The 24,946-nt window shown below is 42.3% G+C and carries 22 protein-coding genes and 1 pseudogene; 14 read left to right on the top strand and 9 right to left on the bottom strand.

Features of this window, described 5'->3' with window-relative positions:
* The first annotated feature begins 272 nt into the window (after nt 1-272).
* The 7 genes from hfq (at nt 273) to radA (ending at nt 6,599) form a co-directional block, all read left to right on the top strand.
* Complete coding sequence (gene hfq / locus JMW85_RS08280; protein ID WP_201581421.1) at nt 273-806, top strand: RNA chaperone Hfq; 534 nt, start codon at nt 273-275, stop codon at nt 804-806.
* 229 nt (nt 807-1,035) lie between these two features.
* Nucleotides 1,036-2,028 (top strand): KpsF/GutQ family sugar-phosphate isomerase, encoded by a 993-nt coding sequence (locus tag JMW85_RS08275; RefSeq protein WP_045452836.1) that lies wholly within the window; start codon nt 1,036-1,038, stop codon nt 2,026-2,028.
* A gap of 99 nt (nt 2,029-2,127) precedes the next feature.
* The gene (locus JMW85_RS08270; RefSeq protein WP_201581801.1) at nt 2,128-2,694 is read left to right on the top strand and encodes a KdsC family phosphatase; all 567 of its coding nucleotides are present in this window, start codon (nt 2,128-2,130) and stop codon (nt 2,692-2,694) included.
* Nucleotides 2,691-3,275 (top strand): LPS export ABC transporter periplasmic protein LptC, encoded by a 585-nt coding sequence (gene lptC / locus JMW85_RS08265; protein WP_045446404.1) that lies wholly within the window; start codon nt 2,691-2,693, stop codon nt 3,273-3,275. The genes JMW85_RS08270 and lptC overlap by 4 nt, the downstream gene beginning before the upstream one ends.
* 90 nt (nt 3,276-3,365) lie before the next feature.
* Complete coding sequence (gene lptA, locus JMW85_RS08260; protein WP_226914661.1) at nt 3,366-3,944, top strand: lipopolysaccharide transport periplasmic protein LptA; 579 nt, start codon at nt 3,366-3,368, stop codon at nt 3,942-3,944.
* 79 nt (nt 3,945-4,023) lie between these two features.
* Entirely contained in the window at nt 4,024-4,803 is a 780-nt protein-coding gene (gene lptB, locus JMW85_RS08255) for an LPS export ABC transporter ATP-binding protein (protein WP_374220451.1), read from the top strand.
* A 356-nt stretch (nt 4,804-5,159) separates the two neighbouring features.
* Nucleotides 5,160-6,599, top strand: a complete 1,440-nt coding sequence (radA, locus tag JMW85_RS08250; protein WP_201502113.1) for a DNA repair protein RadA — start codon at nt 5,160-5,162, stop codon at nt 6,597-6,599.
* Nucleotides 6,600-6,917: 318 nt separating this feature from the next.
* Here radA and JMW85_RS14560 read toward each other — a convergent pair.
* Both JMW85_RS14560 and rodA read right to left on the bottom strand, forming a co-directional pair.
* Nucleotides 6,918-7,259, bottom strand: a pseudogene (locus JMW85_RS14560) (septal ring lytic transglycosylase RlpA family protein); the annotation flags it as partial.
* 1,193 nt (nt 7,260-8,452) lie between these two features.
* Entirely contained in the window at nt 8,453-9,595 is a 1,143-nt protein-coding gene (gene rodA / locus JMW85_RS08240; RefSeq protein WP_060491182.1) for a rod shape-determining protein RodA, read from the bottom strand.
* Between the two features lie 263 nt (nt 9,596-9,858).
* On the opposite strand from rodA, the gene JMW85_RS08235 reads away from it, so the two are divergent.
* Together JMW85_RS08235 and JMW85_RS08230 are read left to right on the top strand one after the other, a co-directional pair.
* Nucleotides 9,859-10,803: a D-Ala-D-Ala carboxypeptidase family metallohydrolase gene (locus JMW85_RS08235; protein ID WP_201581420.1), complete on the top strand. Its 945-nt coding sequence runs from the start codon at nt 9,859-9,861 to the stop codon at nt 10,801-10,803.
* Between the two features lie 183 nt (nt 10,804-10,986).
* Entirely contained in the window at nt 10,987-11,562 is a 576-nt protein-coding gene (locus JMW85_RS08230) for a hypothetical protein (protein ID WP_201581419.1), read from the top strand.
* A gap of 154 nt (nt 11,563-11,716) precedes the next feature.
* Here the strand turns inward: JMW85_RS08230 and JMW85_RS08225 are convergent, their stop codons facing one another.
* From JMW85_RS08225 to JMW85_RS08215, 3 genes are all read right to left on the bottom strand, one after another.
* Nucleotides 11,717-13,264 (bottom strand): M16 family metallopeptidase, encoded by a 1,548-nt coding sequence (locus JMW85_RS08225; RefSeq protein WP_201581418.1) that lies wholly within the window; start codon nt 13,262-13,264, stop codon nt 11,717-11,719.
* Between the two features lie 69 nt (nt 13,265-13,333).
* A complete protein-coding gene (locus JMW85_RS08220) occupies nt 13,334-14,845 on the bottom strand; it encodes a M16 family metallopeptidase (RefSeq protein WP_201581417.1) in 1,512 nt (503 codons plus the stop codon).
* A gap of 84 nt (nt 14,846-14,929) precedes the next feature.
* Nucleotides 14,930-15,094 (bottom strand): hypothetical protein, encoded by a 165-nt coding sequence (locus tag JMW85_RS08215; protein WP_157908393.1) that lies wholly within the window; start codon nt 15,092-15,094, stop codon nt 14,930-14,932.
* A gap of 353 nt (nt 15,095-15,447) precedes the next feature.
* On the opposite strand from JMW85_RS08215, the gene ftsY reads away from it, so the two are divergent.
* Entirely contained in the window at nt 15,448-16,872 is a 1,425-nt protein-coding gene (gene ftsY, locus JMW85_RS14555; protein ID WP_374220450.1) for a signal recognition particle-docking protein FtsY, read from the top strand.
* 65 nt (nt 16,873-16,937) lie between these two features.
* The gene (locus JMW85_RS08205) at nt 16,938-17,510 is read left to right on the top strand and encodes a methylated-DNA--[protein]-cysteine S-methyltransferase (RefSeq protein ID WP_201581416.1); all 573 of its coding nucleotides are present in this window, start codon (nt 16,938-16,940) and stop codon (nt 17,508-17,510) included.
* Nucleotides 17,511-17,610: 100 nt separating this feature from the next.
* On the opposite strand, the gene JMW85_RS08200 is transcribed toward JMW85_RS08205, so the two are convergent.
* On the bottom strand, nt 17,611-18,360 hold the full coding sequence (locus tag JMW85_RS08200; protein ID WP_045446423.1) for a YebC/PmpR family DNA-binding transcriptional regulator: 750 nt from the start codon (nt 18,358-18,360) through the stop codon (nt 17,611-17,613).
* A gap of 400 nt (nt 18,361-18,760) precedes the next feature.
* On the opposite strand from JMW85_RS08200, the gene JMW85_RS08195 reads away from it, so the two are divergent.
* The gene (locus tag JMW85_RS08195; protein ID WP_045446426.1) at nt 18,761-19,591 is read left to right on the top strand and encodes an ion transporter; all 831 of its coding nucleotides are present in this window, start codon (nt 18,761-18,763) and stop codon (nt 19,589-19,591) included.
* A 48-nt stretch (nt 19,592-19,639) separates the two neighbouring features.
* Here the strand turns inward: JMW85_RS08195 and JMW85_RS08190 are convergent, their stop codons facing one another.
* Nucleotides 19,640-20,941: an ABC1 kinase family protein gene (locus tag JMW85_RS08190; RefSeq protein ID WP_198329838.1), complete on the bottom strand. Its 1,302-nt coding sequence runs from the start codon at nt 20,939-20,941 to the stop codon at nt 19,640-19,642.
* 134 nt (nt 20,942-21,075) lie between these two features.
* Entirely contained in the window at nt 21,076-21,612 is a 537-nt protein-coding gene (gene aroQ, locus JMW85_RS08185) for a type II 3-dehydroquinate dehydratase (protein ID WP_201581415.1), read from the bottom strand.
* A 477-nt stretch (nt 21,613-22,089) separates the two neighbouring features.
* On the opposite strand from aroQ, the gene JMW85_RS08180 reads away from it, so the two are divergent.
* Together JMW85_RS08180 and JMW85_RS08175 are read left to right on the top strand one after the other, a co-directional pair.
* Complete coding sequence (locus JMW85_RS08180; protein WP_011513806.1) at nt 22,090-22,305, top strand: cold-shock protein; 216 nt, start codon at nt 22,090-22,092, stop codon at nt 22,303-22,305.
* A 292-nt stretch (nt 22,306-22,597) separates the two neighbouring features.
* The gene (locus tag JMW85_RS08175; RefSeq protein WP_201581414.1) at nt 22,598-23,752 is read left to right on the top strand and encodes a DEAD/DEAH box helicase; all 1,155 of its coding nucleotides are present in this window, start codon (nt 22,598-22,600) and stop codon (nt 23,750-23,752) included.
* 149 nt (nt 23,753-23,901) lie between these two features.
* Here JMW85_RS08175 and JMW85_RS08170 read toward each other — a convergent pair whose 3' ends face one another.
* Nucleotides 23,902-24,804, bottom strand: a complete 903-nt coding sequence (locus JMW85_RS08170; protein WP_201581413.1) for a sulfite exporter TauE/SafE family protein — start codon at nt 24,802-24,804, stop codon at nt 23,902-23,904.
* Nucleotides 24,805-24,946 lie beyond the last annotated feature (142 nt).

The following is a 24,946-nucleotide window of genomic DNA, read 5'->3' as shown; positions in this document are numbered from 1 at the left end:
ATAGTAGGTGTAATATTAGCCTAACTGTGTTTTTAATCAATATTAATTGACGTTTGTTGATAAAAATAACTAATGAAACAACTAGTTACTTAATTATTTACAATAATAATGTATTCGCGATAAAGTGGAATCACTTAAGAACAAGTAGCGTTTATTTAGATACGTTTTATAAAGAAAATTTATTATTGTATCTGCCGTTAGCCATTATAATTAAATTAACACTTAAAATAATTGGCACTAAAACATAATTAATAATATTTAGGAGAGCTCTCATGTCAAAAGGACAAACTTTACAAGATCCGTTTTTGAACTCGCTGCGCAAAGATCGCATTCCTGTCTCTATTTTTTTGGTCAATGGTATCAAGCTGCAAGGTCAGATTGAATCATTTGATCAGTACGTGGTATTGCTCAAAAACACAGTCAGTCAAATGGTATACAAACACGCTATCTCAACCGTCGTGCCGGCACGTAATCCACGTAGCAGTACGACAACGACAGGTACGAGCACCCAACCGCAAAGCGCTGCTCCAACAGGTTATCAAGGCGGTGGCTTTGAACGCGGTAGTAATCCTGCTAGCACAGGTGGCTTTGAAGAGCGCGGTTTTGCGTCTAATCGCAGTGGTTTTAATCGTGGCGGCTTTAGCCAAGGCCAAGATCGTGGTTTTGAGCGTGGTAGCTTTGGTCAGAGTCAGGAGCGTGGCTTTGAGCGTGGCGGTTTTGGTCAAGACCGTGGCTTCGAAAACCCAGCAGATAATACGGGTTTTGAGGAAAAACCAAATGATGGATCTAATGATAATAATGGTTAGAGACTAAGGGTTAGAGAGCAAGATTCATTATTGAAGGTGCATTACTAATACGTGATTTATCCGATCAAAACCTGCTTTTTATAGTGGGTTTTTTTTGTATAAATAGACGTATAATAATGGTCTAAAATGACGTGCCGAGTTGTTAGTGATTGGTTTCGTAGATTATTATTAATATTGGGCATAGTATAGTAAAATACAGTATTGATTCATTATAAAATAGAGCGAATCCATGAGTAATACCCAAATCAATCTAACCCATGAGCAGTTTATTAGTAAGGCCATCGAAGCGATTAACACTGAGATATCGGCATTGGCTTTACTAACAGAGCAGATAGACGATAGGTTTGCACAAGCATGCGATATTATTTTGGCTTGTAAGGGTCGAGTCGTGGTCACTGGTATGGGTAAGTCAGGATTGATTGGGCGTAAAATAGCGGCGACGTTTGCCTCTACTGGCACGCCAGCCTTTTTTATGCATCCTGGTGAAGCGGGGCATGGCGATTTAGGCATGTTGGTAAAAGGTGATGTACTGCTTGCTATCTCTAACTCTGGTGAGTCCGATGAGATTAAGATGCTGCTGCCAGTGGTCAAACACCTAAATATTCCACTGATTAGTATTAGCCGTGATAAGCGCGGTATGTTGCCTCGTGCCGCGAATATTGTATTGACGCTCGGTAAATCGCAAGAGGCTTGTCCACTTAATCTTGCTCCTACTTCCAGTACCACGGCGACCTTAGCGCTTGGCGATGCATTGGCCGTTGCCTTAGTCCATGCGCGCAACTTTACCTCAGAAGATTTCGCATTATCGCATCCAGCAGGCGCATTAGGTCGTCAGCTGCTAACGCGAGTTGAAGATTTAATGCATACTAAGTCGGAAGATTTGCCGCTCATTCATCAGCAAGCGCCACTGCAAGAAGCGCTTTTTACTATGTCTGCTGGGCGCTTAGGAATGACGGTGGTGACCGATGATAATGATAAGGTGGTTGGGGTATTTACAGATGGTGACCTACGCCGTGGTCTAGAAAAGGGTATCGATTTACAAACGCCGATGGCGGAAGTAATGGTTAGTAATCCACGGCGCATTAGCAAGACCATGCGCGCATCAGACGCGCTCAGTGTGATGAATGAAAATGGTATTAGCCAGTTGCTAATTATTGACGACCAAGATCGTTTAGAAGCAATTATTACGGTACATGATTTGCTACAAGCCGGTGTAAAATAAATAGAATTAATAAAGATATTGGTTTATAAAGTATAGATTCGCACAGTATCGATTTATAACAATAAAATGTAAAGAATAGCCTTAAGAAAGAGGGACATGATGCAAGACTTAATCAAAAAAGCCAGACAAGTAAAGCTGTTGATAATGGATGTCGATGGTATTTTATCAAACGGTCAAATTATCTATGATGCCAATGGTATCGAGACCAAGGCCTTTTCTGTCCATGATGGCGTAGGCGTTAAGTCGTTAGCACGTTATGGCATTTTGACGGCTATTATTACAGGTCGTAGCAGTGCCATGGTAGATAAGCGCGCCACGGAAATGGGCGTTAATTATGTGGTGCAAGGTCGTGATGATAAGCTGGTTGCTTTAAATGAGCTGCTAACCATACTTGATCCAGCTCTCAATATTACGGCTGCTGATTGCGCTTATATGGGCGATGATTTACCAGACATTAAAGCGATGCAGACCGTTGGATTTGCTGCAACAGTACCCAATGCGCATGCTGAAGTTATCAATCGCAGTGACATGGTCACCACCCGAGCAGGTGGCACTGGCGCTGTACGTGAAGTATGTGACCTCATTTTGAAAGGTCATGGACACTATCAAGACTTCATCGCGCACTATACGCTTGATGCAGCAAAGACTCAGGATGATTTGTCGTGAATACTCGTGTTTTAATAGTTCTTGCCTTGATTATTGCTGGTATTGCAGGTTGGTTTTTTCAACAGCAAGGAGAGATAGCGCCGCCAGTTAGCATGGAAGCGACTGATGTTGATTATGAAGCAACAGATATCAAAGCGGTACAAACTAATGAGAAAGGCGAAACTGAGTATGAGCTGACTGCCAAAACATTGACGCACAATCCAGAGACCAATTTAGACGAGATGTCAGGCATCACTATGAATTGGGAGCCATCGGCAGAGCAGCGTTATCGTATTGAAGCGGGTAGTGCTGCTATCAGTCAGCAGACGGGTGAACTCAGCTTGTCAGGGGGCTTTTCACTGGTCAGTGAAGGCAATAAAGACGCGCCAGATATTGAACCGATAAAGGTGACAGGTAGTATCCTTAAAGGCAATACCAAATCAGGGCAAGTATATAGTGACGCGCCTGTTAAGATTGAACAAGGCATGAATCGGTTTGAAGCTTCTAGCATGACCGCCAACCTTGAGACCGGTGAATATGAGTTTGGTCAAGTGGCTGTCGCTTTTACTCCAGCTGAACGCCAAGATAAAGCATTGTTTTGATCGCAGTAACTCTTATTGACTATGTAATAAAAATAGCAGCTAGCATAAAGTTTGCAAATCCTACTACCCATTATAAAACGAGTGATTTTTATGACATCTAAATTTTTGCCTACTTTGCGCTCATCATTAGCACGCTTCAATCTAACATCGTGCCGCTTGCGTCAATTACATGTGCTGCCAACGGTTATACTGCTGGCACTGCCACTTTACAGTCATGCGCTGCCATCAGATGCCAATCAAGAAATCAAACTATTGGCTGATAAAGCGACCTATAGTGAGCGTACAGGCGTTACCAGCTACTCGGGTAGTGTCATTATCACTCAAGGTACGTTTAAAATGACCGCTGATAACATTACGGTCAACCTATCACAGGGTCGCAGTATCAACTCGGCAGTAGCGACCGGACGCCCTGCAACCATGCAACAGGTAGTCACACAAGAAAAAGGGCTGGCGAAAGGTCAAGCCAATAAGATTGATTATAATGCGGTCACGGGTATTGTTACTTTGACGGGTAATGCTAAGTTGGTTCAAAATGGCGCCAGTTTTGCGGGTAATGTCATTCGTTATAGCCTAAAAGCTGGTGATGTTGAAGCAACTGCTGGCGGTAATCAGCGCGTAGAGTTGGTGTTTCCGCCCAGTAGTAATGGTAGCCAAAGTAGCATTCGCTAAAAAGCTGAATGGTTAATGTAACTGTATCAACACCCGTTAGTGTATTAGTGCTTGAATTCTGCAACCGTATGAGTAAGTTATGAGTGATAATAAAAATACAAACCCTTTGGTAACCAATAATAACGCAGCACCTGCGACGCGACTATCAATGCAAAATCTAGGCAAACGCTATGGTAAGCGCTGGGTTGTGAAAGATGTCTCTTTCTCCGTAGAACAAGGGCAGGTCGTTGGTTTATTAGGTCCAAATGGTGCAGGGAAGACAACCAGCTTTTATATGGTGGTAGGGTTGGTCAATATGGATAAAGGCCGTGTCACTTTAGGAAAAATGGATCTGTCTAAATATGCCATGCATGAGCGTGCGCGTGCGGGTATTGGTTACTTACCACAAGAAGCATCTATCTTTCGCAAATTGTCTATCGAAGACAACATCTTGGCTATTTTAGAAACTCGCAAAGAATTGAGTAAAAGCGAGCAAAAGCAAGAGCTGGAAAAACTAATCGGTGAATTCCATCTAGAGCATGTACGAAAATCATTAGGCATGAGCGTATCAGGTGGTGAGCGTCGTCGCTGTGAAATTGCCCGTGCATTGGCGGCTGACCCAAAGTTCATTTTATTAGATGAGCCATTTGCAGGCGTGGATCCTATCTCTGTTGGTGATATCAAAGACGTTATTTTGACCCTTAAAAATCGTGGTATTGGTGTTTTGATTACTGATCATAACGTTCGCGATACCTTGGCTATTTGTGAGAAAGCTTATATCGTCTCAGAAGGTGCTATTATCGCTGAAGGTACTTCTAGTGAAGTGTTAGAAAATGAATTGGTGAAAGCCGTTTATTTGGGTAAAGACTTTCACGTATAAATGAGGATGTGTTGAATATTGTACTTGTCTCGAATACATTTTTGCTAAATGCGCATCGATTAGCTCTGCGTATTTTTAAATGTTCAATACACCCTTAATATCTCAACGTGTTTTTCGCGCTACTATTTACGCTGTCTGTTAGACTTATAATTTCCATTAAGTGCTCAAGACAGCGCTTGCTAATTTTCCTATATCTAGCTATTCATCACATTTAGCATCACTTCTTCTATAAGATCTAGTCCATCATACTGATGGCTAATTTATCTCAAAAATTATTCTCAAATTAACGCTTATCAGAGCGTCACGATATTTTATCAATTAATCTTGATTGGACACTTGAATAAGGTTCATACGTTATGGCAAAAAATAAGAGCAGTTATGTCTGTCAGCATTGCGGCGCGCATTTTGGTAAGTGGGCAGGGCAATGTACTGATTGCGGTGAATGGAATAGCTTGGTCGAAGCACCAAATGTGAGCATGCCCCATCACAATAAAAACGTTTCTAAACCAGCAGCAAATCGATCAGCCTCTCGTGAATTAGGTGGTGCACCATCAGGAAATTATTCGGGTACGCATAGTGCGGTCATGCCGCTTAATGCTGTGAGCGTGACGCTAGACACACGCTTACCAACTGGTATTAGTGAGTTTGATCGTGTACTTGGTGGAGGATTGGTTGCTGGTTCAGTCGTTTTAATCGGCGGTGATCCTGGTATCGGTAAATCGACGATTTTGCTGCAAACTGCGACTAATATGGCACGTGCCGACTCGTTGGCAGGTAGCGCCTTGTATGTGACTGGTGAAGAATCATTGGCACAGGTTGCTATGCGCGCTAGGCGCTTAGATTTACCGGCCGATAGATTACGCGTACTGGCCGAAACCAATGTAGAAACTATTTGTGCCGCCTTGACTCAAGAGCAGCCCGCCATCGCTATTATTGACTCTATTCAAACCATTTATACGGATGCAATCAATTCTGCACCTGGCGGCGTCAGTCAAATTCGAGAGTCTGCGGCCATCTTGACTCGCTACGCCAAACAGACTGGCACCGCGCTATTTTTAGTGGGTCATGTAACCAAGGAAGGCACGCTCGCAGGGCCGCGCGTTCTTGAACACATGGTTGATACGGTCTTATATTTTGAAGGTCAATCAGACTCACGTTTTCGGATGATTCGTGCCGTTAAAAACCGCTTTGGTGCCGTCAATGAATTAGGTATTTTCGGTATGACAGATATGGGGCTGAAAGAGGTCGCCAATCCGTCAGCGATATTTTTGAGCCGCTATGACAAACCCGTTGCTGGATCTGTCGTCATGGTCAGCCGCGAAGGCACACGACCCTTGTTGGTGGAGGTACAAGCGTTAGTCGATGATTCGCAAGGCTCACCTAGACGAATGGCATTAGGATTGGATTTTCAGCGTCTGTCCATGCTGCTGGCCGTCATGCATCGTCATGGCGGCATTCATACCAGCGGACAAGATGTGTATGTCAACGTCGTCGGTGGTGTCAAGGTTATAGAGACGGGATCTGACTTAGCAGTATTGTTGGCTTGTGCTTCAAGCATTAAAGAAAAAGCGTTGCCATCGTCATTGGCTGTATTTGGTGAAGTGGGATTGTCGGGTGAAATCCGTCCTGTACCGAACGGTCAAGAACGTTTAAAGGAAGCGATGAAACATGGATTTAAGCACGCCATTATTCCAAAAGCCAATGCGCCTGCTAAGGATGCTCCTCAATTTAAAGGCATCAATGTGATTGCCGTTGAACGTCTCGATGATGCTATTGAAAGTGCATTTGAACTGTAAGGTGTAAGGGTTAATCATTTTGATTATATAGTCAAAGAAACATAAAACCGATACGATCGTATTATGGTGCTACTGGTACAAATTTTACTTGCTTGCTGTATTCACAGAGGCTGCGAAAATTTTATCCCAGCAGCACTGTAGCTATTTAAAAATACTTTGACTATAGTTGTTTTATAAATTATTGCTAAACGCTACAGCTTTATTTGTAGCCTAATAGATACAATAAACTGAAACTACAAAAAAGCGCCTAACACATCAGTGTTAGGCGCTTTTTATGGTTTTTTTTATGGTTTAATGCAAATAGACTGTTTTTTAGAATTATGGTCCTGAAACGCGCTCAATAGCAACATTACCCACACCTTTACCCGTAATACCGAGTTTTTTGGCAGCACCATAAGACAAATCTAGCACACGGTTACCATGGAATGGACCACGATCATTCACTTTTACCACGACGCTTTTACCATTGGTCTTATTCGTGACTTTAACATAGCAATTCAATGGTAGTGAACGATGCGCCGCTGTCAAACCATTCATATCGAATGTTTCGCCACTGGCTGTTTTACGACCATGGAATTTACGACCATACCAAGAGGCTAGGCCTGTTTGCTTGAACTTACTGACCGAGTTAGAGGCTACGGCTGTCAGACGCTCTAATACATCTTCATCATTAGTCAGTTGAGAGGTGTCACTGGCTAACAGTGAGCTGCTAAGTGCCAATGAAGTTGGTTGGCGTGCTGACTTCACCAAACTTGATGCGCCATCATGCTGACGGCTAAGCTCACCAAGTACACGATCGATATGGGAGGCGTTATCTTGTGAAATCATCGCAAGAGAGGTTTTTGCTTCTACAGCATTTGCATTAGTAGCAACCGCGGAGCCAGCAAACAGTACTGCTGACATGGTAAGTAAACCAGATAAACGCTTATTCATAGATACCTCTATAACTTATACTTTAAAATCTAACTCTAATAGTTCTAGACTGAGCGTGGCAATGTTAGACCAATCTAACAGCGTCACAAACTCTAAAGCCGCATCATCAATATTTTTTTCATATAATTATTGATACTAAACGTGGCTTTTATAGATTTTAAGGTATGGTAATTTTTCATTTTATTATCATAAGCGGGTCGGGATAATACGACCAAAGATACTTATGAAACGCTCAAATGACAGCTAACGATATTAGTAGAACACCCAATCCGAATACAAAGGTTGAGTATCGAGTCCGCTATATGTGCTATTTACAAGCTTTCTAACATTGCTAAATTAGTAAAGGTTTTAGAAGGTATTGCGTGTGTCTTTGTTATTAAACCGTTAATTAAGTAGTGTATTTGAAAGCTTGGAATCTACAATTCGCTAACTATACGTACGAGCTACAACCAAAATATAATTAAATGCAAAGTTTATTAGTAGCTATGTACGGGTTATGTATCAAAGTACAGTTAAACGAGGTTAACGCAATTATTTGTAAAAAACAAGGATTAAAATCTATCAGTACCAATTGGCAACGAAGTATTTTGATGAGAGGAAATATAAGGGTATTTTTAATTATTTAAATTAAATCAATGGCTTGTATTTATTATCAAAAGTAGATAGGAGGGTTTTTATGGCAAGTTATAGGACTTGCCATAAAATGATGAAACAATAAAATTTGTTAGAAACCCTTAATTTGTTGTTGATTTACATTTATTTTCAACCATTTTGCATGTAAAAATGGTTTAGATGAAGGCTTTAATTGGCTGGTTCATCCGCCTTACAACTTTTATATAGCCTGTGTTCTTTGGTTTTTAACATGAATAGCATTAAGGTAAAGTTTGAATGTTCATTAGAGAATCACTGGTAACTTTGCATCAATTGGGCTTGTGAGTGTGAATCGACATAAGTAGTCCAAATCCTGCCATCAAAGTGACGATTGCAGTACCGCCATAGCTAATGAAGGGCAGAGGAACGCCAACGACGGGTAAAATACCACCAACCATACCCACATTAACGAACACATAAACAAAGAAAGACATGGCAATTGCACCCGCTAGTAATCTACTATATACATCAGGATGGGTGAAAGCGATGTATAAGGCGCGCAGGAGCAAACAGGAATAAATGAACATTAATAAAATCACGCCCAACAAGCCAAACTCTTCTGAAAAAGCCGCGATAATAAAATCAGTATGACCTTCTGGTAAAAAATGTAAATGCGACTGCGTGCCTTCTAAATAGCCCTTACCAGTGAGTCCACCCGCACCGATGGCGGTTTTTGACTGAATGATATTCCACCCAGCCCCTTGTACATCGGCTTCAGGATTGAGCAGTGTTAAGACACGGGTACGCTGATAATCATGTAATAGAAAATTCCAAGCAATCGCAATAAGCGGTATCGCTAATATGGCGGCAGCTGAAATCAATCGCCAAGACAACCCTGCCAAAAAAAGCACAAAGATACCACTGGCTGCCACCAATAGCGACGTCCCAAGATCAGGCTCTTTTGCAATTAATAATACAGGGACGATGATTAAGGCTAAGGTAATGACGATGCTAGATAGAGAGGGTGGTAGATCACGCTTGGATAAAAACCAAGCACACATCATTGGCATCCCAAGTTTCATAAATTCTGAGGGCTGCACACTGCCAAACCCTGGTAAATTAATCCAGCGCTGAGCACCCATACGTACTTCACCGATGATATCGACCAATACCAATAAAATTAATCCCATTACATAAAAGATGGGTGTAAAAGTACGATAAAGGCTAGGCGGTATCTGTGCCATGATAAACATAACCGTAAAGGCCACACCATAGCTGACCATTTGACGTAATACCATACCGACATCTTGACCGGCCGCACTATATAAAATTGTCAAACCAATGCAGCAAACCGTCAATAAGAGAAGGGTCAACCATGGATCGATATGTATACGCTGCCATAACGATGGTGCATGACCTTGGCCTAAATGATGGCTCTGACGTGAAAAACGGTATTGCGGATTAGAAGACATAGGCAAAGTGTGTCTGGCAATTGAGGTAAGAGGGAAGTTTCAAATCAGATCAACATTTAAAGGTAATCGCACCATATCTATATCTATGCAAGTAAAATATCGTAGATAAAGTAACACATAAGAAATAAAGTCACATAATTATAAAAATTATAAGGATAAGTGTTAATTACCAATAACACGCCTCTGATTATAGGCGATAGTTTAGCTTGCTTGCTGAAAATTTGATAGTATCGATAAAACGTTTTTAGCGGTAGCTTGTTGCAATGACCAATACAAAAAAATATCCTTATAGGCAGATTCACAAGCCTATGCTTGCACTACTCATCTGTGCCAGTAGTATCTCTGTTCATGCCGCTATTATCAGCGATAATAGTGAGCGCCGTATCCAAGTACGTCAGGGTAGTAGCAGTAACGCTCACATCAGACCTTCGACGAATACTACAAGCTATAATTCTGGCGTTACCATGCTGAGTGGCGATAGCATGCAAGGATTGATTGCTCAAAAGCAGCGTGATTTTGATTTCGATGACAGTCTGTCTATTGAAGAAAATAAACGCATGAATGTCAATCGGCGCGTGCCTGCTTATAATACAACTTACAGTAATAACAGCTACAGCACGGCGAATAATACTTACAATAGTACTTATACTGACTCTATTAGTATGGATTTTAACGCGTGGTTGAATAGCAATAGCTACCGTGCTAGGCAAGTAGCAGATTTTCAACGCTACCTAAATTCGCGGGTAGGGGTACACAATGTACCGCCTATGTCGCAGTTGCTCACAACAGCGCGAAGCTGGAGCAAATGTGGCTATGAGCCTTATCAGTTGCCACCGCAAGAGTTATGGGCAAATATCGTCCCAACATTACGTTTGTATGGCGAATTGAAGCATCAAGGAATTCTACCCATCAGTAGTGAAATACGCTCGGTATATCGCAGTCCTGGTCTTAATGACTGTGCAGGCGGCGCCGATAGTAGCAAGCATATGAATGCCAGTGCTATTGACATCTGGGTGCCAGAGTATGAAGATAACTTATGGCGGCTCAGTACGATGCAAGATGGCTTATGTCAATTTTGGCAATATCAAGGACAATCTCATAATTTCGGTTTAGGGCTATATGCTACGGGTGCAATACATCTAGACACGGATGGTTATCGTAAATGGGGCTTTAATCATGCCAGTAGCTCATCTTCGTGCCGCTATTAAGTCATTTATGATCTATCAAAAAATCAAATAAATATAAGCCAGAGCGAATTAAAATAGAGTAAAAGCGCTATAATAATACTGATGAAAGGCAGCGCTAAATGATGAATAGTTTAGCATTAAAAAACTATGGTTAATGATCATTTAGTTTATGAAATCACATAGCGTCTATTGTAAGTAGGATTTATGAAGAAGCGGTATTCAACCATGGTGAAGATACATAAGTCTGATAAGCCAAAAAAAGCGTTTTTACAATCAAATAACACGTATATGGCTTTGTTTGGTTCGGTCTTGCTCTCTCTTTTATTGATCAGTGCTTGTAGCCCAGAAACGTTTTCTGAACAAGGCTCTCTAACAGCCGAAGATTCTGCTACTGATCCTGACAGAAACTTACAGGACGTTGAAGATATTGAAGATAATATCAAGAACTCTTACGCTCGGCTGGCTTCAAAGCGCTCAGATATCTGTCCAAAACTCATACAAGAAGAAATAGGCAGTCAGGTCGTTGAGCGTACTGCAGAAGTGATGGTGAATAATCATTGTGATTATTTTTTATACCCACGCAGTGGTCAGCAGATCTCGGTTAGCATTAACGACAGTCAAATTGAAGCACTACTCATAGTGCCAGCCCTGCATGATTTTGCTAATGGTGATTATCAAGTAGACTCTTACGACAAGCACGTGATTCGATTGACCTATAATGGTGCAACTTATAAGCCTGAAAATTTCATGTATGACGTGGCAGTGACTATTTCTGGTTAAGAGCATTATTTTTTGTATGGACAACCCACTATCGACTTTTAGTACCACTCATAAACAGTGCTACTCATAATTTATTACCACTCATAAAGAGTGCCAATCTATAAAGAAATGCTGGGCAATACTAAATAGTGTTGCCCAGCATTTCTTTGTACGGCTATTTATTGGTCTTTTTATCTTTCCAAGGATCCTCTTGTCCAACGGTGACAATCAGGAAATCATCAGGCTTAAGGGTATCTTGCATGGTTTGATTGACTTCTGATAGCTTTACTTGATCCACACGTTTGACATAATCAGTCAGATAGCTGTTTGGTAATTGATAAAAATTCATCATCCCAAGTAAGCCATTAATTCCCGCATTGCTCGCAAAACCCATCGGAAAGCTATTCTTAAGATTGTCCGTCGTTAAGCGCATCTCAGTGCTGGTGATACCTTTTTCTAAAGTGTCATTGATGACGGCTAAGCTGGCATCAATGGCCGCGCGCGCCTTGTCATTACGCGTTGAAAAACCGATTTGGTACGGTCCTCGTGCCAGCATGGGATTCATAGAGCCTGATATGCCATAAGTGTAGCCCAAGTTTTGTCTAATCTCAGTCATGAGTCGCGCATTAAAATCACCGCCTGCAAGTACCTCATTACCAACCGCAAAGTTGGTTTGCTTCTGCTGAGACTGAGGATCGGTGGCACGCTTATCTCCCAATTGTCCCATGAGTACGGTGGTTTGAGTACTTGGAAATGGGATATGAATGTGCTTGGCTTGGCTCAGTGGTTTTGGTTCAGGCAGCTCAGTTGCAGGCTGACCTTTCGGTAATTTGCTAGTGATATCTTCCGCAAGTTTTTTTGCTTGCTCTAAGGTTAGGTTACCAGTGATGGCAACAGAGGCATTTGCTGCGACCAAGTAGCGGTTCTTGAAATCTATTAGCTGTTGCTTTTCGATAGTAGGAACGCTTTCAAGCGTACCCGCTGATGGATGGGCGTAAGGATGCTCGCCATACAATGCTTTGCTAAATGCGATGCTAGCAAGGCTGTTGGGATCTTGTTTTTGCTGCTGCAAGCCAACCAATAATCGTGCTTTATTACGTGCTAGGATGCTGTCGTCAAAAGCGGGTTCGCTGAGCATCTGAGTCATTAAATCAACGGCTGGAAGTAGATGCTTATCATCAGATAAGCTACGTAGTGACACAATAAACATGTCCTTATAAGCACTACTATTTAGATTGATACCCAAGGTTTCGACAGCGCGAGTAAATTCATTTTCGTCTAAGCGTTTAGAGCCTTGTGTCAACATAGTGGCAGTCATATTAGCAATACCAAAGCCTGTGTTACTAATACTGCCATCACGGGCGCTACCAGCGTTAAAACGCAAGTCGATATCGACAATCGGTAAGGCTGTTGTTTGTACAAAACGTACGGGAACGCCTGCCTTGGTTTTGAACTGCTGAATCGTTGGGATGGTAACGGTTAACGGTTTATCATCGTCAAGGCTGGTTAGCTTTGATAATGCGGCAATCGGTGCGCTCGTATCCACTGCCGCAGAGCCACGATATTCTTCAGCACCTGTTGTGTTTGCTTGTGCTGTCAACGTTGTTAGACCTAGCAAGATGCCAACACTAAGATGTGACAGTTTTTGCATTGTGGCGGTTGCTGATGGTATTGAGCTGCACGCTTTTTTTCTATTTTGCAACAAATCACTATTTTGAGTCATGGTTTTCTTCTTATAAATAAGGTCTTTATGATTGGCACTTGTATCGAATAAAGAGCTAACACGGCACGATTATTTCTCTGTCGCTGCTTGGTCTTTAGGTGGAATGACATGCATCACTGTTAAATTGTCCTTTACCAGATATTTTTTGCTAGCAGCTTGTATGTCAGCAATCGTCACGCTATCGAGTTTGGTGGGCAATTTGGCAAGCAGCGTATCGTCAAGACCGATAGACTGTAATGAGCCAATCATCTGCGCCTGACCTTCCATACTGTCTTGCGCATAGACGAGCCCTGTGACCGTATTGGTTTTGGCACGCTCGATTTCATCAGCAGCGATGGGATCGGTTTTGAGCTTTTCTATTTCAGCCATAATGGCTTGTTGTGCTTGCTCTAAGCTGACACCTTCACGTGGAGTTGCTTGTATCAAAAACAGTCCATCGCCACGATCTAGCAAGTCATATGAAGTGCCCACTGTGGTAAGTAGACCTTGCTCGCGTATCAATCGACTCTCAAGGCGAGCAGAGAGACCACCGTCTAATACATCTTGAGCCAGTGAGAGCGCATAAGCTTGTTTTTCATTAGCTGCACCAGCAGTGACGAGACTGGGTACGTTATAACCCATTAATAATACTGGTACTTGTACGGCTTGCTCGGAATCGACTTGCTGATAGCCACGGAAGCCTTTTTGACTGACGGCAGGACGTTTAGGTAGATCGCTTGGTGTTAGCTCACCAAAGTAACGTTTGACTTGAGCCAACACCTCTTGCGGTTTAACGTCGCCAACGATGACTAACGTTGCATTGTTTGGTGCGTACCATGTTTTATACCAGTCTTTTAAATCTGTAAGGGTAATGGATTCAAGCTCATCCATCGGACCAATCACGGATTCGCCTTTTGGACTATTCGGGAGCGCCAATAAGCGAAATGACTCATAAGCCTTGGCAAGTGGATTATCATCAGTGCGTTGGCGGCGCTCCTCCATGACCACTTGGTGCTCTTTGGTAAATTCCTGCTCATTAAAAAGTAGGTTTTTCATACGATCCGCTTCTAGCTCTAATGCCAAAGGAAAACGGTTGGCAGGGAATAGCTCGTAATAGCCCGTATAGTCGTAGCTGGTAAACGCATTATTGACGCCGCCAAATTTAGCAATCAAGCGCTCATAGTCGTCGCTCGAAACGTTAGTAGTGCCTTTAAACATCATATGCTCAAGCAAATGTGAGATGCCCCCTTTATCCAGTGGCTCATCTGCTGACCCAACTCGATACCAGATTTGAGTCATTACCACAGGTGCGCGATGGTCTTCTTTTACCACTACCTTTAGACCGTTTTCTAATTGATATTCGTGTCGACCTGACATATCCATGGTCAATGCTGATGAGGGCTGAATGTCTTGACCTGATTTAGCGGTATTTAGCCCATCTTTACCCAAGGTATTTTGAATGACTGGCTTCTGAGCAGTCGACAATGTGTTGGCGCTGATAGTACTGGTTTGGCAAGCAGCAAGAGTCGTTGCTATTGCTAAGGCACAGGCAAGACGTAGAGAGGCGGCAGGTAAGTGCGACGGTGATAAAGGCAGTGGCATGGTATATTCTACTTATATAAAATGGCAACTTGTAAATTGATCAGTGGTTAGAACACTCTCAATACTAGCGATAGATAGCAGGTTTTATAAAGATTTATGTGCCCCAACCATCACACTGGCTGTTGGCTTAAATTCTTGGGTGGTATTACAGCCTGTCGCCGATAGTACCAGTGTTGCTACTAATAAAGCTGCGCTGATGCTGATTGCTTTTTTACCGTACGTTTTGTCAGTATTAGATAGTGATGGCATAGATAATTCCTAAAAATGAGGATTGAGTGAGCGATAGTGAAGTAATTGGTAAGTTTTGGAATAAGGCTTGTTCTACAATAAACTCTGGTAGAGTAGGCGAAGTTTAGCATGTGTAAGGTCAGATTTTTGTTGCCAAATCTTAAGCGAAACTTTCTAAAGGGATGGTGTGACTTGCCAGATTTGCAAAAATTGACGATAGGCTATGATGGTAAGGTCTGAGCACAACTCGAATTATGATAAACTAGGCTAAAAATTGACTGTCGTGGGTCATGACCTATGGCAAAAACATGACGACATACCAACCCATTTAAAATAATCAAATAACTGACCGTGATAACTTTTAGGGCAAGCTTATGAATAACTCCAATAATAGCAGTCGTGTAATCATTAATCTCGATGGCAATCTTGATGACCTAGATGACGATGATATTACCTTACCCAGTCTGCCTTCGCAATCTGTGCCCATTATCGATGAGAAAGAAGATGCAGGCTCTATCCAAGCGCCCAATGAAAAAAGCATCGAAGATCAGCAAAAAGACAGCACGATAAACAAAGATGTCTCAAGTGCTGATGCGGCACAAAACATTGCTTTGGGTGCGCCAATTGTGAGGACAGAAGAGCAAAGCACGTCCAAAAACGCCTCTGAAAGCTTTATAAGCGCTTCATCAGCTGATAACGATAATAATAAAAATATTGATACTAAGCTTAGCACTATTTCTACTGCCCCAACCATGCCATTACAAGAGCAGCTTGGGGATAGCCCAAATGTCAGTCCTGCGGGTAGTGCGGTACAAGCGACCACTCAAGCAGAAATCGAATCTACAGAGCTGCAAGAAAACAAGAAAAAAGGCAGCTGGTTTAACCGCATGAAAACGGGGCTAAGTAAGTCGCGTAAAAATCTTGCCGAAGGTATGGTCAGTATTCTGATCGGTGGCAAAGAGATTGATGATGAGCTATTGGAAGAAGTTGAAGATCAACTGCTGGTCGCCGACATCGGTGTCAATGCGACCAATCGTATTATCAAAAGTCTGACCGAGCAGACAGATCGTGGTGATTTGATTTATGCGCATTCATTATATAAAGCGTTGCAAACTGAATTGGTTGATATTTTAACGCCAAAAGTCGCACCACTTATTATTGATACCAGCAAAAAACCTTTTGTGATTTTAGTTGTGGGTGTCAACGGTGTCGGTAAAACCACGACGATTGGTAAACTTGCCAAGCGCTTACAAGGCGAAGGTAAATCCGTTATGCTGGCTGCTGGCGATACCTTCCGTGCCGCTGCTACTGAACAGCTACAAATTTGGGGTGAGCGTAATAACATTCCAGTCGTCGCCCAAGGTCATGGCTCTGATAGCGCCTCTGTTATCTTTGATGCCATGCAGTCTGCCAAAGCAAAAAATATCGATGTATTAATCGCTGATACTGCTGGACGCTTGCAGAATAAAACACACCTGATGGCAGAGCTTGAAAAAGTGGTACGCGTCATGCGTAAAGCTGATCCAAGCGCACCGCACGAAGGTATGATTGTCCTCGATGCTGGTACGGGTCAAAATGCGATTAATCAAGTAGAACTCTTTAACAAAGTCGTACCATTAACGGGTATTACTATTACCAAATTAGACGGTACTGCGAAAGGTGGTGTGGTCTTTAATATTGCCGAAACGACGGATGTTCCTATTCGTTATATTGGTGTCGGTGAGTCGATTGATGATTTACGTGCCTTTAGTCCAAAACAATTTGTCGCTGCATTATTTGAGACCGATGATAAAGAGTAGCGCTTGATAGGTTGTTTTAGTCGATGAACGATTTTTGAAAATATCATCATTTGAAAGGAAGCATCATGATAGTCACCACAGCCGCTTTTGGAGCACACCAGCTAACGTTAATTGCGAGTGTCAATGAGCATAGTCGCCCTAAGCTAGTAGAAGTCAATTGGCTGATAGCAGGTGACTCTTGGCATAGCTCAAAATCTATTCCCAAACTTAAGAAACACTATGGGCTTGTCGATCAGAGCTTTACGTTTATCAATGAGGATAGCCTAAGCGGAAATGAGCCTGCCCAAGCGCTACTCATAGAGACTATAGCGCAATTAAAATCGTATTTTAAAGGTGATCGTCAGGCATTCGATTTGCCATTAGATATAAGCTTAGGAACCAAGTTTCAGCAACGAGTTTGGCAAGCGTTACAAGATATTGGCTATGGCGAAACAATAAGCTACGCGACACTGGCACAAAATGTCGCTAGTCCCAAAGGGTTTCGCGCGGTTGCTAATGCTAATAGTAAAAATCCTTTTAGCATTATCGTTCCGTGTCATCGAGTCATTGCTAGCGATGGTAAGCTTGGTGGTTATACAGGTGGACTAGATAAGAAAACATACTTGCTAGCGCTTGAAGGTGTCACTTGCAAAACTTAGTAGGAACGAAGCGCTCGTCACATATTTCTAAACAAAAAAGCCAAACATTTAAAACGTTTGGCTTTTTGATGTGTGACACATAAAGGGTTGCTAAATAAAACTATTGCTCAAGCTGGGTCATTACGTCAGCAGAAAAGTTTACATTGCTATAAACCTCTTGCACATCATCGATATCTTCTAACATATCAATCATTTTCATGACTTTTAGTGCATCATCGACATTGTCTATTTCAGCACTGGTAGACGGTGCCATGGTCACTTCAGCATTGTCAGAGACCAAACCTGCAGCATTAAGCGCATCTTTGACGTGACCGAAATTTTCCCATTCAGTGATGACGAGCAAGCTTTCACCATCATTCTCGATATCAAGCGCGCCTGCATCTAATGCCACTAGCATGACTTCATCTTCTAGGCTTGTATCATTAAAGATGATTTCACCGCGCTTATTAAATAGATAAGCGACCGAGCCAGTAGTACCTAGATTGCCTTCATTTTTGGTAAAGGCGTGGCGTACTTCACTGACTGTTCGGTTAAGATTGTCAGTCAAGGTTTCGACAAGTACTGCGACGCCGCCGATGCCATAGCCTTCATAGCTTACTTCGTCCATATTGTCATTGTCATCGCCGCCTGTACCACGAGCTACTGCACGGTTGATGGTATCTCGCGTCATGTTGACAGATAGGGCTTTTTCAATGACAGCACGTAGGCGCGGATTCTTGTTAGGGTCAGGATCACCTTGCTTGGCAGCAGAGACAATTTCACGAATAATTTTAGTGAATACTTTACCTTTTACCGCATCCTGACGGGCTTTACGGTGTTTAATATTTGCCCATTTTGAATGGCCTGCCATATAACATCCTTAAGTTTTGCGTATTATTTATTGTGCTTAAAACAAGTTTTAATAACAATCTTTCACTATGAGTGTGTCATGAATGAGCGTATTTATACATTTTAAGATTTTTCAATCTGCATGATGACACACCTCAGATCACCTGTTTCTATGATATAGCTTGCGCTATCTCTTTGAAGTAACAGAGCTACCGACACGTTAACGATTTGTATTTTGTTGAGAGTGCTTTTTTGCTACACTGTGGCAACTTAGTGATTGTATTCACATGTGACCTGTGAGCAATATTATAAACCAATTTTATCTATTTTGACTAACTTGGCCTTATCCAGCGTATTTTAAATCATTGGTTGCCATCAAGCCATTAATTTTATATCGCTACTGACTCGATACTACTGACTATATGAAGCAACCGACGGCTGAAGCCATTACCCACCTGCGCAACCGCATTCATATTATTATTGAAGGCACAGATACCCGTTTGGGTAAACTTTTTGATATTGTATTATTGATTGCGATTTTGACCAGTGTGGCTGTGGTCATGCTTGACAGTGTGCTATACATGCGCCTGCAATATGGCACTATATTCTTCTATGCTGAATGGTTTTTTACCATTTTATTCACGATAGAGTATGCGCTCAGGTTGTTTTCAGCACCAAACCGCGTGCGTTACGTCTTTAGTTTTTTTGGGGTAGTCGATTTATTGTCTGTGCTACCAAGTTACCTAAGCCTTATGTTTGTGGGGGTACAGTATCTATTAGTGATACGGGTTTTGCGTATTTTACGTGTGTTTCGCGTACTCAAGCTCAAAGCTTATATGCAACAAGCGGGATTTTTGGCCTCGGCGCTTAAAACCAGTCAGCAAAAAATCACGGTATTCTTTTTGTCGCTGGTATTATTGGTCACGATTTTCGGCTCGATTATTTACGTGGTAGAAGGCCCTGAAAATGGCTTTACCAGTATTCCGCTGTCTATCTACTGGGCAGTCGTCACCATGACCACGGTCGGTTACGGTGATATGTCACCCAAAACACCGCTAGGTCAAGCGATTGCGAGCATGGTCATGATTACGGGTTATTCGATCATTGCAGTGCCAACGGGGATTTTTACTTCTGAGCTGGCACGTAATATGCGTCCGCAACTCAATCCCGTCACCTGTCCTAATTGTGGCAAGTTCGGTCATGCCATTGCAGCAGAATTCTGTGATCGTTGTGGACATGCTTTGCATATTTAGTAGTGTTTGTGCGCTGTCTGCTTTCGTAAATATGTATATTTTATATCGTTATACATCAATGTATTCACTAACGAGCGGTGATAAGTCAATTTCAACACCGAGGTTGACCAAGTTCCAGTATTGTCCTGACACTGTGCGATCTAGCATCATGGTAGTTGCAGAAGGTTGGAATTGACCAAAGTACTTCAACGACGTCCGCATTTGAGCAATGACTTCGTGATGAACCTGACTTTGACCAAAATCAAAAGCGCCTTGTTGATAAGGTTGAATAGACAGAGGCTTTAGCCCAATGGATAGCCATTTCTCATAAAACTCTCCGGGGATATTTTTATCGTCATCACGGCGAATATCAAGAGCGATGAGGTCCTGCTCAAGGGCAGTCACATCTCCTTTAATGGCATGCTTGGCAAAACGGCGGAACAATTGAACTTCGCTGTCACTATAGCTACGAATGCCGCCAAAATCATAAGCCACCACACTGCCATCTTTGCGAAAGGCAAAGTTGCCGGGATGTGGGTCACAGTGCATACGGTATAAGCCAAATAGTTGTCCTGCGGTAAAGTGGAACAGACGCTTGGCTATGTCTTGTTTGATGTCATTATCCCAAGTCGCCGCGACGGTTAGGGTTTCTCCCATCTCTTCTGTTAAGGTTAAAACCCGTTTAGAAGAGTGGCTGCTAATGACTTTAGGAATAATAAGACCTTTGTCTTCTGCATGAAATGCGCCGAACACTCGTAAGTTATGCGCTTCTTTAATATAGTCCAATTCATCATGTAAACTTTGGCGAATCTCGTTGAATAGCTGCTCTTGCAACTGTTTGCTCATATTGAGCACACCCGCGATTTTTAGTGCCATGCGTACTTGTTTGAGGTCACTATCACAGTTTTCATCGACATCAGGATATTGAACTTTAACCACCACTTTTTGACCAGATGGCAAAACGGCTTTATGCACTTGACCGATGGAAGCCGCCGCAAATGGTGTTTCTTCAAATTCGCTAAACAATTCTGCAACAGGCGCTTTAAGCTCGCGCTCAATTTGTGCACGTATCTGCGCATAGGGCATGGGCGGCGCATCTTTTTGTAGCTTTTCTAATGCTGTTGCTACTTCTGGTGGGAACACGTCTTTATATTGCGAGGCAATTTGCCCGACTTTCATCACCGCGCCTTTCATTTCACCCAAGGTTTCGGCTATCTGAATGCCCACATCTTGCATCAGCTCTGAGCGTGCTTGCAAACGTTTTTCTTCGTCACTTGAGAGGTGCTTAAATGAGTTTTTAGCTGCTTTGCCGGCAATGCTTGCTGTCATGCCAGCCAATTTCATAAAGCGCTTTCCAGACGATTTTGCCATTCATATCACCATATAGTGGGTTGTTTGCTCAGCCATAATTTTAGTATTTTAGTCAAACAATTGCTGTTTAACTCGTGTGCTATTGATAAAGCATAGTTATACAATTCATGGTTTTCGGTTATCAGGATTAAGCATTAATCGCTGATTGTGACAGAGTAGAGGCTATCAAGCCAGTAGGACAATGCCATTTGATAACCCAGATGCCCCAAACCACAAATAACACCGACGGCGACATCGCTTAGATAAGAATGATGCCGAAATGGCTCGCGCGCATGCACATTGGATAAGTGTACCTCGATAAACGGTTTTTGTGTGGCCAAGAGCGCATCACGTAACGCAACCGAGGTATGAGTAAAGGCGGCGGGGTTAATGATAATGGCATCTACTTGCAGCGCGGTATCCGCTAAAAGTCCATGATATTGGATGTCATCTATCAGTTTACCTTCATGATTGGATTGTATACATATTAATTCAATACCGTGCTGAGCTGCGCGTGCGATCAGACGCTCCTCGATATCTGCTAGTGTCGTATGACCATAAATCTCAGGTTCGCGCTTACCCAATAAATTCAAATTGACCCCATTAACCAGCAATAACTTATGAGTGAGTTTTTTATCGGCATTTTGCTCCGAAGGCGTAACGGTTGGTACAGACTGAGAAGGAGAGGTCATAATGGTCTCTATAACGATGAAACGAGGTTGAGGATTTATTATTTGTTATAAGGTTTAGATACTATATAAGCATAAAATGGCATAAGCGTAAAATTGCACAGTTTAATCAAAGCTTTCTCTTTATGATAACAGCTTGATGGCGAGGTTATAAAAAAATTACAGGAAAAATAAAGCTAAAGCCAAAAAATCATGTTAAAAGTCTTTATGTTGCTAAAAACCCGTGCTATGATATTTTTTATGCAATAATTATTGCAAGTTTGTTGCTACTGCCGAAGTAGAGCAATCAGTAAGACAGTCGTTATGTTTGTAAATACTCACTGTGTTGCTACATACCGTTATTTGCTATAGATGCGATATGTAGATAACAGAAGTGAGGATAGTACTCTTAAGTTTTTGATTTCATCATCTTAGATCCCGTTTATATGCAATTTTGCAAAGGAATTTGGGGCTAAGCGGACTTTTTTAGGAAGCAATATTATGTCAGCTCGTGAGCAAGGTATCGTTAAGTGGTTTAATGACTCAAAAGGCTTTGGCTTCATTCAACGTGACAGCGGAGAAGATATTTTTGTCCATTTCCGCGCGATTCAAGGTGATGGCTATCGTTCTCTAAAAGATGGCGAAAAGGTCGAATTCAGTGTGGTAGAAGGTGATAAAGGCCTTCAAGCTGAAGAAGTCAGAAAAGTAGAAGAGTAATCTATCCAGTCATTAGAGCGGTTTAGCTATAATGTCTGTAGACACTACTGATATACTACTGAGTCAAGCCCGTTTTATCTTACCCATGTTGAGTAAAAATCAGTATGTTTGGTAGGATCAGGCGTTAGGCTTGGCTTTTTTTATGCCCGTATCTCAGTCAGCTGTATATAGATTTCATATTGTTGTTGCTGCTTAATTTAGACAGCAATATAACGGGTTATCATGAGCCTATTTATCATGAGTCTACTTATTATTAGTAATGAACAAGTGATTAATTTAAAAGGATATTTTTTTGAGTAATTTTACCACGTTTACTGATTTGCCACTTTCAGCACCGACCTTACGTGCCGTAAGCGATCTAGGTTTTATGGCATTGACGCCCATTCAAGCACAAATATTACCGCATACGCTGGCAAATCAAGATGCTATTGGACAGGCGCAGACGGGTACTGGTAAGACGGCAACCTTTCTATTGACTATTATGGAAGCCTTGCTTAAACGTCCTTTTACCAATGATGAAGAGCGTTATTTGGGTGAGCCACGTGCCGTTGTTATGGCACCCACTCGCGAGCTTGCTCAGCAAATATTTGATGATTGTATCGCTTTGACCAAATATACTTCGCTACACAGTGTTTGCATCATGGGTGGCACCAATTATGAGACTCAGCAGCATGAGCTTGAGCGTCAATACGTTGATATTTTGGTCGCGACACCTGGTCGTTTGATTGATCTTGCCAATAAAGGCATGGTCTATTTAGATCGAGTGGAAGTACTGGTGTTAGATGAAGCAGATCGCATGCTAGATATGGGTTTTATCCCTGACATCAAGCGTTTGGTAGGTCGGATGCCAGCCAATACAGACCGTCAAAGCTTACTGTTTTCTGCCACCTTTAACCAAGATGTGATGAATCTAGCCTATCGCTGGTTGCATGAGCCGCAGTTTGTTGAAATCGAGCCAGAACATAAAACCAGTGAGTTAGTCGATCAGCACTTTTACTTACTGACAGAAGATCAAAAATTAGAAGCGTTGCAGCGTATCATCAGTGATACGGCAGTGGATAAAGTGATTGTCTTTGCCAATCGTAAAGACCAAGTCAAGCGTCTCTATCATAAGCTGCGTCAAGCGCATAAAATTGTGATGTTGTCAGGCGATGTCATTCAACAAAAACGCGAAAAGTATTTACAGCGTTTTAAAGATGGTCATGCTTCTATCTTGGTGGCAACTGATGTCGCAGGACGCGGTATCCATGTCGATGATGTTAGCCACGTGGTTAATTATACCTTGCCTGATCAGCCAGATGATTACGTGCATCGTATTGGCCGTACGGGTCGTGCTGGACAAACAGGCATCAGCATTAGTTTTGTGAGTGAAGATGATGCTTTTAATATACCAGCGCTAGAGAAGCATTTAGATACTAAGTTTACCCTTGAGCAGTGGCAAGAGTAGTGATTTATAAGCCGTCAGTTCTACTATAGTGTACAGCTGTCGGAATCATAAAAGCCCTCAACGTCATGATTGATGTTAAGGGCTTTTCTATATGGCAGATTTCGATGTTAAATGATTTTATATTTTAACAATATCTATTATTGATGATTCTATTGAGCTTGTTCCATCATTTCAGAATGTTCATCGTGGTTCATGTTGATCGCGCCATCACTCATATCATGCATACTATGATCCATACCTTGGGGGGTCGTACTGTTATCAGTTGGCATCATATTATGGCTGCTGTGATCCATATTTGTATCCATCGGCATATCCGTCATTTCTGAATCGCTCATTTGCATATGATCGCCTTGCATATTGGACATATCATGCCCCCCATGCATGCTAGACATTGCTATAGGGACAAACACAACGGCTAAGCCAGATAATACCATGACAGCGCCATTAAGCTGTCTCAAGCGAAAACGTCCAATCTTGTCACGTAACCAGCCAACGGTTTCGTGCGTGGCGACTAGCATCGGTACGGTTCCTAAGCCAAACACAAACATGAGTGCGGCACCGCTTAGTGGATTGTGAGCGACCACTGCAATCAATAATGCACCATAAACCAATCCACAAGGCAAAAATCCCCAAAGCAGTCCAGCCGTTAATGCTCGCGGAAAGGTATTGAGTGGAAATACTTTTTGACGAAGTGGGCTGAGATATTGCCAAAATCGCATACCAAAACGCTCAAGATTTTTTAAAAATGGTGCGCCAAGCATGGTCACGCCGACGAACACTAACACCAAGCCTAGCAAGATACGTGGCGTACTATTACCTTTCATTAAGGGTTCTAGCACAGTGGTGCCAATCAGGCCTGCCATCAAACCCAAAAATGCGTAACTGGTCAAACGACCTAAATGGTAAGTTGCCACAAGAGCACGGCGCTTGGTAGGGCTGACGTCTTTCATCGATAGCCCAAATGCTGTCACCAGACCGCCACACATGCCTAAGCAATGCGGTGAACCAAAAAATCCCATCAGTAGTGCCGCAACAAGTAAAGCGGTGGTCATGGGGCGATTCTCCTAAAAAATGAAAAGCAAACCTACGCATGCAATCGGCCTTTAACCAACACTTAACAGTAGGTTGCACAGATAGTACAAGCCTTGATAAGTGGTTATGGCAGTCACCTCATTCAATGTACTAAGTCGTACG

This window comes from Psychrobacter glacincola, from assembly GCF_904846075.1.
Lineage (GTDB): Bacteria > Pseudomonadota > Gammaproteobacteria > Pseudomonadales > Moraxellaceae > Psychrobacter > Psychrobacter glacincola_C.
This window is presented reverse-complemented; position numbering and strand designations above follow the sequence as displayed.

Bases quoted from the DNA above. Each gene is read 5' to 3' on its own strand.
- JMW85_RS08200 (WP_045446423.1), bottom strand. From the start codon at position 18,360: ATGGCAGGCCATTCAAAATGGGCAAATATTAAACACCGTAAAGCCCGT.
- JMW85_RS08225 (WP_201581418.1), bottom strand. From the start codon at position 13,264: ATGACTCAAAATAGTGATTTGTTGCAAAATAGAAAAAAAGCGTGCAGC.
- JMW85_RS08230 (WP_201581419.1), top strand. From the start codon at position 10,987: ATGAAGAAGCGGTATTCAACCATGGTGAAGATACATAAGTCTGATAAG.
- JMW85_RS08205 (WP_201581416.1), top strand. From the start codon at position 16,938: ATGATAGTCACCACAGCCGCTTTTGGAGCACACCAGCTAACGTTAATT.
- JMW85_RS08235 (WP_201581420.1), top strand. From the start codon at position 9,859: ATGACCAATACAAAAAAATATCCTTATAGGCAGATTCACAAGCCTATG.
- radA (WP_201502113.1), top strand. From the start codon at position 5,160: ATGGCAAAAAATAAGAGCAGTTATGTCTGTCAGCATTGCGGCGCGCAT.
- hfq (WP_201581421.1), top strand. From the start codon at position 273: ATGTCAAAAGGACAAACTTTACAAGATCCGTTTTTGAACTCGCTGCGC.
- JMW85_RS08170 (WP_201581413.1), bottom strand. From the start codon at position 24,804: ATGACCACCGCTTTACTTGTTGCGGCACTACTGATGGGATTTTTTGGT.
- JMW85_RS08215 (WP_157908393.1), bottom strand. From the start codon at position 15,094: ATGCCATCACTATCTAATACTGACAAAACGTACGGTAAAAAAGCAATC.
- JMW85_RS08275 (WP_045452836.1), top strand. From the start codon at position 1,036: ATGAGTAATACCCAAATCAATCTAACCCATGAGCAGTTTATTAGTAAG.
- JMW85_RS08190 (WP_198329838.1), bottom strand. From the start codon at position 20,941: ATGGCAAAATCGTCTGGAAAGCGCTTTATGAAATTGGCTGGCATGACA.
- aroQ (WP_201581415.1), bottom strand. From the start codon at position 21,612: ATGACCTCTCCTTCTCAGTCTGTACCAACCGTTACGCCTTCGGAGCAA.
- JMW85_RS08180 (WP_011513806.1), top strand. From the start codon at position 22,090: ATGTCAGCTCGTGAGCAAGGTATCGTTAAGTGGTTTAATGACTCAAAA.
- lptB (WP_374220451.1), top strand. From the start codon at position 4,024: ATGAGTGATAATAAAAATACAAACCCTTTGGTAACCAATAATAACGCA.
- rodA (WP_060491182.1), bottom strand. From the start codon at position 9,595: ATGTCTTCTAATCCGCAATACCGTTTTTCACGTCAGAGCCATCATTTA.
- JMW85_RS08220 (WP_201581417.1), bottom strand. From the start codon at position 14,845: ATGCCACTGCCTTTATCACCGTCGCACTTACCTGCCGCCTCTCTACGT.
- JMW85_RS08270 (WP_201581801.1), top strand. From the start codon at position 2,128: ATGCAAGACTTAATCAAAAAAGCCAGACAAGTAAAGCTGTTGATAATG.
- lptA (WP_226914661.1), top strand. From the start codon at position 3,366: ATGACATCTAAATTTTTGCCTACTTTGCGCTCATCATTAGCACGCTTC.
- JMW85_RS08195 (WP_045446426.1), top strand. From the start codon at position 18,761: ATGAAGCAACCGACGGCTGAAGCCATTACCCACCTGCGCAACCGCATT.
- ftsY (WP_374220450.1), top strand. From the start codon at position 15,448: ATGAATAACTCCAATAATAGCAGTCGTGTAATCATTAATCTCGATGGC.